Genomic DNA, 12,386 nt, shown 5'->3' with positions numbered 1-12,386 from the left:
GATGACGCAGATTAAAAATGAGAATAGGTAAGGGATGAACAGGATGATAAGGATTTTAAAGATAGAAAATGAGTTCACGCAGATTTCGCAGATGACGCAGATTAAAAATGAGAATAGGTAAGGGATGAACAGGATAAAAGGGATTTCCAGGATTTTATAATATTCATATTTATCTGCCTAAAAGCCCGCAGGGCGACACAATGATAGCGATGGTGGCGTAAGCCCCTCGTAAAATTTGCGAAGTTTCCCTGGGATGTTTTGGCTTACAATTTTCACCTGCCTTCAATGAATACACAACCCTCTAATTATTACACTTACAACCGAACTTTCACAGGTTTAGAATTCAAAAATTGTGAGCTAAAACAAAACAAAGAACTGAGAAACAAAGCGTTGGAATTTACCCCAACCTTTGAGACACTACCCTTCCTGTTTTTTTATCTGTGTTATCTGTGAGAGTTTTTTTAACGGCGTGAGGTTTAAATTATATCCACCCACACAATACCTTGTTCCGGATCCACTTTGTAAATAACAATCTTACATCTTTCGGTTTTCGGATAGCTTTCGCTTTTAGCGGTTATAATAAAACCCCAGGGTATGAGTTCAAAATTGAGATAGTCATCAATACTTGTTCTAAAATATGTTTCCAGAGGAATATTTTGGCAGTTCTGTTGCAAAAATTTCAGCACCCAATAGCGTTCGCTCTTATGAGCAATTTCTCTTATATCATATATTCTTTTTTCCAAAAGAGGAATATCTTTTTCCAGTTCTTCTTTGCTAAAAGGAGGATTTTTCCCTTGCAAGATTGCGGAAATTTGTAATTGATTAATTAAATCTACATAGCGTCGGATAGGTGAAGTAGAATGTAAATAAGCATTTGCTCCAATTCCCGGATGAAATTCCGGTTCCGTGGAAAGATATGCTTGAAGGGATAAAAAATTATCCTTGGGGTCTTCAAATTGATTGATATTGCGATAAATAACAGGTATATTTTTTTTTACAGCATAATCAGCCAGGTAAGAATTATAAAGAATCATCAATTCCTCAACAATTTTCCTAGCCGGACTTTGAGTATCCACACATTTCACTTCCAAACCCTGTTCCGAAGCAGAAATGTAATAATAATAATGTTCTTTTTCCGAAAAAGAATTGGCTCCTCTTTTTTCAGCCAGTAACTTACTAAGCCGATATAAAGTTGAAAAGGGTTCCTGCTCTATTTGCTGATCAATTTCGTTAAAACTGTAATTCTCAGAAATGGTAATATTCATTCTGCTTAGTTCATAATGCTGAATTGCCAGATTTTCATCCAACCATAGATTTAAGGCAAGAACCGGACGCACACTATCTTTTTTTAAACTAAGTTCCTGTTCGGAATGATTAAAAGGAAATAAGGGAATTACTGCATTTGCTGTATAAAGAGAACTAACCCTTTTTTTAGCTTCAGCAAATAAGGCACCTTCTAAATTCAATCGTTCCGAAACGGAACTAACATAAAGAGTTAGATGCCAAAAAGAACCATCTTTGGTAATACTTATGGCATCATCAAAATCCTTTGTGCTTTCATCATCAATGGAAAAAGCAATTGCTTGAGGTTTTGTTGCTTTCCAAGGCAGAAGTTTTTCCTCAATCAATAAAGAAGAAAAACCAATGGGAATTCCAGCATTGGCAATAACAGGATCAATATATTCAGGTGTTTCACCGCAAAATTTACGAAATTCAAGAATTGCCTCTTCGGGTTTAAGCAATGGATATTTGGAAAGAATAAGCTCTTTTAATTTTTTGTGCTTTTTAGCCGTCTGCAATTCGGGCAAAGCATTATAAAGCTTATGCTGACTTTCTCTGCTTAATTCTGCACCGGAAAAAAAAGCATTAACATCTTGTAAAAATTGCCTTTCTTCTTCTTCTTGTTGAAGCTGGAGTTGATATTGAGTAATTTCTTCCGGTGTTTTCAGACGATATTTATTTTTTTTACGGTGTATCTCTTTGGGGTGATTATGTAAATATTTAAAAAGTGCAAAAATCTGCACATCTGTTTGCAAATTTAGTTCAGTTGCAATTTCCTGAAGAGTGCATTCTTTCTCTTTTAGAAAGTGGAAATCGGATTCCTGAAATTGCTCCTCAAATAAATTAACCTGGTTTATGAAATTTGGCAATGCCTGATATGGTTCAATTTCCAAGTATCTTTCTTTGCTTTGCAGAATAATACGGGATTCGGGTAAAACTACATAATTTCCTGTTTCATTAATAACTTCAAGACGATTATTATTTTGAGCAATTACATAGCCAAAATTAAGAATCCCCTTCTCAAAATAGGCAACATAAACATTTAAGGGTATATTCACCAATCCTTCTTAATTACATATTTTTTGGCGCCCCAGAGATGACTTGAACATCCGACCAACGGTTTAGGAAACCGCTGCTCTATCCACTGAGCTACTGGGGCGCATTTTTATTTACCAATCTGAAAAGAGAGCTTTTTTGTCAAGTTTACATTGACAAGCTATGCTTGCCGGAAAAGTGTGAAAAATAATTGGCAGCTGTTATGTTATGCCAAATTGATAAAGGAAAACAGTTAAAAATGAAAGTAGCTATTGTTGGTGCCACGGGTGAAGTTGGCAGGATGATGATCACCTGCCTGGAAGAAAGTAATTTGGAAATTTCCGAATTGGATTTGTTTGCTTCCTCAAGGTCTGCAGGCACAGTTCTCTATTATACAGATCAACCAATTAAAGTTCAGGAATTGAAACAGGATTCTCTTTTAAAACATTACGATTATGTTTTGTTTTCTGCCGGAGCCGGAGTAGCCAAAACTTTCGCTCCAATTGCTATTCAAACATCTGAAGTAGTAATTGATAACTCTTCCGGATTTAGAAAAGAACCCAATATTCCACTTGTAGTTCCGGAAGTGAATGGTGACTTGTTAACGGGTTACAGTGGCATAGTTGCCAACCCTAATTGTTCTACCATTCAGATTATTTTGCCTTTAGCAGTTTTGGATAAACTTTTCAACCTCAAAAAACTGATTGTTTCCACCTATCAATCCGTTTCCGGAAGCGGTCATCAGGGAATTGTAACTTTATTAAATCAACGCCAGGGTAAAAATGATAAAGGTGTTTATCCGCATATAATTGATTTGAATGTTATTCCTCAGATTGGAGGTTTTTTGGATAGCGGATATTGTCAGGAAGAAGAAAAAATGCACTTTGAATGTCGTAAGATACTTAATAAGTGGGATTTACTTGTTAGTGCTACAACTGTTCGCGTTCCTGTTATTTATGGTCACAGCGTTTCTGTTTATGCAGAATTTGAAAATGAGGTAGATATCCCCAAGTCGGAAAAAACATTACAAAATTCACCTCGTATTGTCTACTATCCCAATACTTATATAACTCCGCTGGATTTAGGTTCTTCCAATGAGACCCATATCTGCAGATTGCGTTTGGGAACTGATGAAAAGTCCCTAACCTTTTGGAATGTAGGACATAATGTGCGTTTAGGAGCTGCAGCTAATGCAGTTAATATTTTAATTACCCATTCCAAATATTCAGGTCGGCTCTAATGATTGATATTATTGAACTGCGTCATAGTTTACATCGTATTCCGGAACTTGCTTTTCAGGAATTTAAGACCAAAGCTATGCTGGAAGAAAACATTTTGCGTCTTTTACAAAACCAGCCGGAAAATTTGTGGCATCTTCACTATTTTCAAAACAGTCCCGGTTTGCTATTGGAATATTCTCCTGCAAAGGGAAATTATCTGTTATTTAGAGCAGATATGGATGGCTTACCTATAACAGAAAAAACAGGAGTTCCTTTTGCTTCGGAACATCCTAATTTGATGCATAGTTGTGGACATGATGTACATCTAAGTATTTTAATGGGGTTGATTCAATATGTAACAAATACCTTACCCCAACGAAACCTTTTGTTTCTTTTTCAGCCAGCCGAAGAAGGTGAAGGAGGAGCAAAAAGTATTCTTGCTGAAGGCATTATTCAAAAGTTTGAAATTGCTTCTGTTTTTGCTCTGCATATTGCCAGTGAACTTCCTGTAGGTTCTGTTTCTGCTAAAGAAGGAATATTTTTTTCTATTTCCCAGGAATTTGATGTTCTTTTTTATGGCAAAACCAGCCATATTGCCTTTCCGGAAAAAGGAATTGACGCTCTTTCTGCAGGAATTAAGTTTATGAATACTATTGAGGATAAATTGGCAGAACTGAAAAAAACGGAAAAAATCATCTTCCACATCGGAAAAATGAGTGCCGGAACTATTCGTAATGTTATTGCTGATAAATGTGCTTTGGAAGGAACTCACCGTTCTCTCTCCCCAAAAATCAGCCAAAAAATAAATATCCTTCTTAAAGATACAGCTGAACTAATTGCCAGGGATACCAATACCCGAAGTGAAGTTAAATTTCTTGCTTCTTACGATCCCGTAATCAATAATCCTGAATTAGTTAAACGCTTGCAGGAAATCTGCCGTCAAAAAAATATTGAATACATACCTGCTCAGACCTCTATGACAGGTGAGGACTTTGGTTTTTTCACTACTTTATATCCAGGATTGCTTTTTTGGTTGGGTAGCGGATGTTCCTATCCTTTGCATTCGGATAAATTTTTACCCCGGGATGAATGCCTGGAAATCGGTGTAAAAATAATGTCCGCTTTCCTGACAACAGAATGATCCCGGATTTTTTTTAAAGAGAAAAAGAGGATAAATAGATAATTGTGAATGCAAAATGTAGAATGAAAAATTGAATTTAACCTAAAAAATGCAGCTGCAGGAAAATGGGTTGTCAAATTCTTTCTTTGCCAAAGAATTCGTAGAACTATGAAAAATAACTGTCCTCAATTTATAGCTAATCTGAATTCAACAAACCAAATGCTAAATTTATCTTTTCTTCCCAGGGTTAAAACCCGTTGTTAATATCTGTCGTTCCTGCGGAACTTCTTCTCGGAAAAAGAGATAATGACTCTTCTGAGTTCTTTTCACCGGGTTAAAACCCGTTGTTAATATCTGTCGTTCCTACGGAACTTCTTCTCGGAAAAAGAGATAATGACTCTTTAGAGTTCTTTTCACCGGGTTAAAACCCGTTGTTAATATCTGTCGTTCCTGCGGAACTTTTTCTCGGAAAAAGAGATAATGACTCTTCTGAGTTCTTATCACCGGGTTAAAACCCGTCCTTATCTAACTATCATTCCTACGGAACTAAAATTCGGAATCTTGTATATCCCTTTTTTCCTGTTCATCCTATACCTATTCTCATTTTTAATCTGCGTCATCTGCGAAATCTGCGTGAGCCCTTTTTTTCATTCTCCTCTTACTCGCCGGGGCTGTCTCAAAACTAACTTTTAGTTTCGGGAAAGCCCCTTTTATAAAATCTCAACCCTCTCAACCTTCTCAACTTTATTTCATCAGCAGCATTTTTTGGGTTGCTTGATAGTTTCCACTTTGCAGACGGTAGAAATATACTCCGGAGGCAACATTGCGTCCCTTTTCATCTTTTCCATTCCAGACAACATTATGCATTCCTGAAGGCAGTTCTTCATTCACTAAGCGTTTTATCTGCTGTCCTTTAAGGTTATAAATTGTTAAAGTTGTTTTTCCCGGTTTAGCCAAAGTAAAAGATATTGTTGTAGTAGGATTAAAAGGATTGGGGTAATTATTATTCAATTTAGTTACCAAAGCAGGAATTTCGTAATCAGAGTTCGGCACAAAAGGAAAGGGAATATTAAGTATCTGGCTTGGAGTTCCATCAGTGTTTAAATATTTAACTACAATATAATATTTATAATGTCCTGGTAGAGTGAGCACTTCGTGATAGGATATCTCTGGAGAATCCTGAACCAAATAAAACTGGTCTGTATTGAATTTCCGATATACCTTAAAACCCACAATAGGCAAAACAGTATCTTCCGGTGGCTGCCAAAAGACATACAAATCCCCGGTATCATTATCACCAATATAACTAATACTTTGTGGTTGAGGCAAATCAATTAAGGTAAATTCAGTATAATGAACAGGATTACTCGGATTGATAATAATGGAAGATAAGGTTGATGACTGATGATATGGCATAGTAGCGGTTACAGTATGAATCCCGTTAGGCAAGAAAATAATAAAATTACCCTCGGAATCAGGATGACTGGTAAAACGCTGATTAGACCTGAGAGTTGCCATTGAAGGATCAAGACCCGAACTGGGATAAACAACTCCATACAAATATCCGGTTTTTAAATTTACCCCACTAACGGTAAAATCATCAATAAACCATCCCGGACCGGATATTTCTCCATCCGAGCCAAAACGGAAACGAAACATAACCGACTGTCCTGCATATTGCGATAGATCAAAAATGGCTAATTGCCAGCCATCTGAATTTCCTGTCCAGCCCGGATCTCCATTCAAACCGTTTAAGGAATATCCATTGTAACCGCTAACAGGATAAATTAAATTCCAAACAACTCCATTATTAGTAGAAATAGAAACATTGCCGCCATCATATCCATATTCACAGCTATAATAATGCCTAAATTGAAGCTGACTGCTTGCTTCCAATAAATACTTGGGAGTATAGAGATTATAATTTACATAAGAAGGATAGTTTCCACTTAAGTTAGTTGCCCAAACCTTGGCTCCGGAGAAAGGTGTTACCTGAGAAGGATTTCCCCAAACCCAACCGGTTTCGGAAACGAAATAACCATTATTTAATTCAAAATCCTGAAAGACAACAGGATTATTGTAAGGTATACTAAATGATGCATTTGTTGAACTACCATTGGAAGCAGTAGCAGTAAACAATAAGGGAATTTGAGTAACAGAAACATCAAGCATAGAGGTATTGATCGGGAATTTAATTTGATAAATATCGTTTGGACCAATTTTATCAAAATAGAGAAGCGGTTCTTCAATAATCAGCTGTTGCAATGAACTGCTTAAAGTTGCTTGAATACCGGTCGCGTCAACAGCGGAGAAATTTTCCAAATTAACAATCAGATTAAAGAATTCACCACTGCCAACCATACCGTCAAAATCATTTAGATGATCATCTACAAAAAATGAATGATAGAGCAAACAAGATGCAGATACCTGCAAACTGAAATTTCTTGTCCACTGCAATTCCCCGGAAGTAATCAACAGATCAAAATACAGCACTTCCTCATCAGGACAGTTATTAGCAATCGTAAAAGTAAAGGGTTCTTTATTTACACCGTTCATTCCAGGTTCAATAGGATAATATTCAGCAGTGGCATTATTGATTGTTACATACTCACTTGTAGTACTAATCTGTCCGATAACATTTTCTGCTGTAAGATTCCCTGTATTTTGAATTTTAGCTCCTAATTCCACTATTTCACCTGGCTCGCATATTCCATTCATATTTGTATCAGTTACATAAGTTGCTTCCAGAAGCAGATGAGCCATAGAATGATAGATGGGAACATTGGTAATAAATAATGCCTTACCGTTACTTAAGGGGGCTGCGGCTGTAGGATAGATATTATTGAAAGTATATTCCAAGCCCACTTTTCCTGTATGATCTTCAATACCAATAGTGCAATAGTTACCGTGTTTGTTTCCTGATTGAGAATCAATATTGTTAAATGTCTGATACTGGAATTTAATAGGTCCGTCACCAAAACTTGTAGGATAAGCTGCCTGGTCATATAAAATACACTGGAAAGTTTCTAAAGCGGTTCCCCCATTGCCATTTTTCAGTTTATACCATTCTATTATAAAGGAATGATGATTTCGGTCAAACCAAGTATAAATTCCACTTCCTGCCCCGGTTGCCAAATCATCCCAAAAAGGTGCAATCATAGGATTGGGACCCATAGGTCCGGGAAGACGGTAATTTCTAAATTCCGCATTGGCAGTAACACCCATAGCAATAAAGCCATTGGAACAAACGGTTATTTGATTGTAGAGGATGCCGTAAAACTGAAAAGGAAAAGGTAAGGACACAACTTCCAAAGCATCCGAACCAACTTGGTCTCCTTCATTGCCACTTGCATAACCGTCTGAAATAGCTAAGGCAGTTCCCAAACCACCTTCCAAAGGCGATATCTCAATCCAGTCATAAACTGCGACTTCGGCATAATTGGTATCAGTCCAATCATAAATTACATAACCGTAAGTATCAGGACCAAGAGGATCATGTTGAGTTACTACACCCACGGTAAAAGTAAAATCCACAAATTGCTCAAAACCATCACTATTATAAAGCTTTAATCGCATAGGAATTAGCATTCCGGGCAAAACTTCAGGTCGAGCAGAAAGGGTAAAACGATTAGTTCCACAGGTTACAAGAATTCCTGTTGGCAAAGAGCCGAATTCAGCATTTGGATCACTTACGCCAACTAAGTCATTCTGAGTATATAAAATGCCCAAAACATCATCTGCTTCAACAGTTCCTGTATTTTTAACCGTAATAATGAATTCTGCTACTTCTCCAGGGTCAAGATGCTGATTATTACTATCTATTACCAAATAGGAAACAAAGTCAATATTAGGTGCTTCCACAGGAATAAATTCTGAAATATGGTAGGAAACGGAATTAGAATCCGTAAGATTCAGATATAACCTTAACATTGTTTGGTGAGGAGTATCTGGAGCAATTTGAATTATGATGGGAACTGAATTAATTCCTGTTTCTCCACCTAAAATGTCGGGATAAATAACTGAAGAATTCGTGATTGTAATATAAGGGCTGTTTGAACTCACGCTACCGCTAATTCCTGTAATAATATCTGTTCCCGTATTGGTTAAGCCCAAAAAAAGTTCAATTGTTTCTCCGCTACCGGCAATTGCATTTCCATTGCCTTGCGAAGGTGCAATATTATCATCATCAATAACCATAGTTCCAGGAACCAAAGTAGCCATATTGAAAACAGATATTGTTGTCTGATAGGGTTTAAAATTATGTTTGCTGACTGTTAAAGTTGCGTTTCCGGCAAGCATATTGGAAGGAAGCACTAAAATAGCTGTTCCATCGGCTCCCGTGTAATTACGAGCTAAAATAAGCCCTCCCATATTTAAAACTACAGCAGCACCTTCTACAGGATTTCCCATATTATCCTTAACTATAACATCGTATAATCTCAATCCCAAGGGAATTGAAACATCAGAAGTAACATCAAAGTGATTGGGGATACCTGTAAAGACCTCCATCGTGGGATCGCCCATCAAATTACACCAAGCAGCAAAATTAGTTGCATTCGTCGGAGAAGAAACCCCAAATAGCTGACGTAGATAGAGGCGTCCATTTAATAATGCTTCACCCATAGTTCGCATATCAGAAGCAAAAATTCCAGCAAAAATTCCTCCATGAATAGCGTTATTAAAAGTAGTATGTGTGCTGGAAGTACACATCCCGATTCCGGTTACGGCACCTTTAGGAGCTGCTGTTGTGCCGTATCTTACAAAAGTTTCAACTTCTCCTGCACCATTGTAGTTATTAGTTCCACAGGTTATATTTACGGTATGAAATAGTTTATATGCATTGAATAATTCTGATTCGGAAGGAGGCACCCAGTCAATATAACCCCTGAAACTGTAAAAACCAACTCCTTGATTAAGTGCTTGATTAATAATTGTGTAGTTGGGAGAAGCACCATAGTCCTCCGTAAAAGTATAATCGGGATTAGTTAGTAGGCTCATTTCTTTGATATATTTATGAATATACATTGTAGAAATTCCGGAAGGAGCATTATCTCCCGAAAGCATCATTCTATTTAACCAGTTTGCAGTAGCTAAATTAATATCGCGTTCATAAAGATAAATTTTGTTCAGAACTACCAGAAACTGCGATAAGTTCTCAACTGAAATACGCCCGATAAAACAATCGCCTAATTGATCGTTTCCCGCCAAAAAAGTATAATTATAATCAGTTACTCCGCTGTTAGCAGCAGAGTTTGCAGGGATAGTATAACTTCCTGATGTATCACCAATTAAAACAACAAAATCGGGACGAGTTTCGGGATTATTATATTTAGTTTGAATGTAATTTTTAATAGAGGTAGTTGTATTTCCCGCTTCATTAGCAGCCGTGCTGGCAACCATTACATCTGCACCTTTCTGTTTTTTCCATAGTACATATTCATTCAAGGCACTGGTAAAATTAATATCACTGTTGTTGCCATAAATTATTAAATAACTGGGAGGGGTATTGGTTACTACGGCATCACGATAATCACCATAATTCAAGATCATTGAATCATATATTTTATCAAAGCTGGCAGAAATATTAGCAGGTTCATTTGGTAATTCATTTATACCCTGTTCCTGAGTAAAATTTAAGCAGAAATCAATATTATGCTTAACAGTCAGTTCACCCGTTTGTGGATTGTAAAAAAAGGGATTTATCTGGATAGTAATAATCCGAAAGTCCCTTAAAATACTTGGTTCACTATATTCAATCAGCATTTCCGGATAGTTATTACCGCTATTATAATATTCATTGTTAATAATAAATCCCTTGGGACTTTCCGAACTATTACCCTGTTGCACAGGATAGGGCAGAAAATTGGGAATAACTGTTTGTTGGGTAGAAAGCACTTCAATATTTACGCCTCCGGTATGAGGAATGGCTATAGATGTGCAAACCACAGGTAATTCAGGCATACCTGTTTCCATAAGAGTTCCGGAAAGAGGTAGCATTATTTTATGATAAACTGCTCCTCCGTAAGTTTCTTCCTGCACAGAATATTCCGGCAGAGTAAAATTTACTTGCAGAGAGGAGCTATTTTTAGCTCCCAAGGTGAAAGCTGAATTTAGATTAGCCGGCAGATTATCATTAATATTAGCAAAAACGATGCAACCCGCTAATAATATGAGTATTAAGGCAATACTTCTCTTCATTGGACTTCCTTATAATGTGTAGGATGATTTTCAATATATTAAAGCAAATATTATTCCAAAGAAGATCAAAGATTATAGTAAAGCAGCATTTCGTGAGGGTGCGGACGAGCAGAAACTGCTTCATTTTCTTTGAGTTTTAACTCTATATGACTTTCTATAAGTTCCTCGTTAAAAACATCACCTTCCAGTAAAAATTGATGATCTTCTTTCAGAGCTTGCATTGCTTCTTTAAGATCAGTTGGAATAGAGAGCAACTGTGCTTTTTTATCTTCACTCCAGGCAAAAACATTATCATCAAAAGGACCCAGATTATATTTGGCTGGATCAATCTGTTTTTTAATTCCATCCAAGCCAGCCAATAAAATTGCGCTCATTGCCAAATAAGGATTGCAGGTTCCATCACCGGTTCTAAATTCAAAGCGTTTTGTTTCAGGAGTATTAGCATATTTGGGAATTCGAATAGCAGCACTACGGTTGGCAAGACCATAAAAAAGTTTTACGGGTGCTTCAAAACCTGGAAGCAGGCGTTTAAAACTATTGGTTGAAGGATTAGTGAAAGCAACTAAAGCACGGCCGTGAATTAAAATTCCCCCTATAAACCAAATTGCTTCTTCGGAGAGATCTGCATAACCACCTTTTTTATAAAACAAATTTTTCCCGTTTTTATGCAACATAATATGAAAATGCATTCCATTTCCTGCATGTCCAAAAACCGGCTTGGGCATAAAGGTAGCTGTAAGTCCATATTGCAAAGCGGTTTTACGAATGATATCCTTCATAATCATTACATCATCACAAATTTTAGGAAAGGCAAGCAGTTCTGTTTCAATTTCTTCCTGAGCGGAAATACCAACTTCATGGTGATGATAGCGAACTTTAATATCCTGTTCTTCAATCAATTCCACAATTTTTTGCCGAATTTCGTAAAATTGATCAAAAGGTGTATCTATATGATAACCTTTAACACCTTGTAAACTTAAGGAACCAGGGTCTTCATTTTCATCCGGAAGCGCTTCTTTACATTCACTGGAGGTGATATTATAACCCGCAGAAAAGGAATCGGAACAATACTGAACGGAATCAAAAAGATGAAATTCCAGTTCCGGAATCCAGGTAGACATATCTGCAATTCCTGTTGAAAGTAAATAGTTATGCGCCCTAAGAGCAACACTGCGAGGGTCTTTTTTCACCCCTAAACGGGTTTCTGCATCGCAAATGGAACAAATCATTCTCAGGGTGGGGGTCTCATAAAAGGACTCCAGATGAGCTGTTTTGGAATCTGGCATTAAAACCATATCTCCACTTTCCACACTTCTCATTCCAGGAATGGATGAACCATCAAAAGGTATTCCAATTTCCATAACTTCAGCAATATTACGAGCCGGAAATGTAATATGATACCATTTACCATCCAGACCGCAATATTTCAGGTCTACGGCTTTTACTTCATTTGCCAGAATAAGGTGTTGTAATTCCTTTAATTCCATTTTGTTCTCCTTATTATTTTAATTTTATATTTTTAATTTATGTAA

Annotated in this window: 5 protein-coding genes and 1 tRNA gene; 2 read left to right on the top strand and 4 right to left on the bottom strand. The window is 36.8% G+C overall.

The genetic code is table 11. From position 1 onward, the window contains the following. Positions 1–476: 476 nt before the first annotated feature. Positions 477–2,339, bottom strand: coding sequence for an RNB domain-containing ribonuclease (locus tag CLOAM_RS03015; protein WP_044278868.1), 1,863 nt, complete (start codon positions 2,337–2,339; stop codon positions 477–479). A gap of 25 nt (positions 2,340–2,364) precedes the next feature. Then, positions 2,365–2,440 (bottom strand) — tRNA-Arg (locus CLOAM_RS03010). A 135-nt stretch (positions 2,441–2,575) separates the two neighbouring features. Here CLOAM_RS03010 and CLOAM_RS03005 point away from each other — a divergent pair. Both CLOAM_RS03005 and CLOAM_RS03000 read left to right on the top strand, forming a co-directional pair. Further along, the gene (locus tag CLOAM_RS03005; protein WP_044279194.1) at positions 2,576–3,556 is read left to right on the top strand and encodes an aspartate-semialdehyde dehydrogenase; all 981 of its coding nucleotides are present in this window, start codon (positions 2,576–2,578) and stop codon (positions 3,554–3,556) included. Continuing rightward, positions 3,556–4,677, top strand: a complete 1,122-nt coding sequence (locus CLOAM_RS03000) for an amidohydrolase (RefSeq protein WP_015424377.1) — start codon at positions 3,556–3,558, stop codon at positions 4,675–4,677. Before CLOAM_RS03005 ends, CLOAM_RS03000 begins: the two co-directional genes overlap by 1 nt. Positions 4,678–5,400: 723 nt before the next feature. On the opposite strand, the gene CLOAM_RS02995 is transcribed toward CLOAM_RS03000, so the two are convergent. Together CLOAM_RS02995 and glnA are read right to left on the bottom strand one after the other, a co-directional pair. Beyond that, positions 5,401–10,854 carry a C25 family cysteine peptidase gene (locus CLOAM_RS02995; protein ID WP_015424376.1) on the bottom strand — a complete coding sequence of 1,818 codons (5,454 nt, stop codon included), beginning with the start codon at positions 10,852–10,854 and terminating at the stop codon, positions 5,401–5,403. A gap of 65 nt (positions 10,855–10,919) precedes the next feature. Continuing rightward, positions 10,920–12,341: a type I glutamate--ammonia ligase gene (gene glnA / locus CLOAM_RS02990; RefSeq protein ID WP_015424375.1), complete on the bottom strand. Its 1,422-nt coding sequence runs from the start codon at positions 12,339–12,341 to the stop codon at positions 10,920–10,922. Positions 12,342–12,386: the final 45 nt, after the last annotated feature.

The organism is Candidatus Cloacimonas acidaminovorans str. Evry (assembly GCF_000146065.2).
GTDB classification, from domain to species: domain Bacteria; phylum Cloacimonadota; class Cloacimonadia; order Cloacimonadales; family Cloacimonadaceae; genus Cloacimonas; species Cloacimonas acidaminivorans.
Note: the sequence above shows the minus strand (reverse complement) of the source record. Positions and strands in the feature narration are given on the sequence as shown.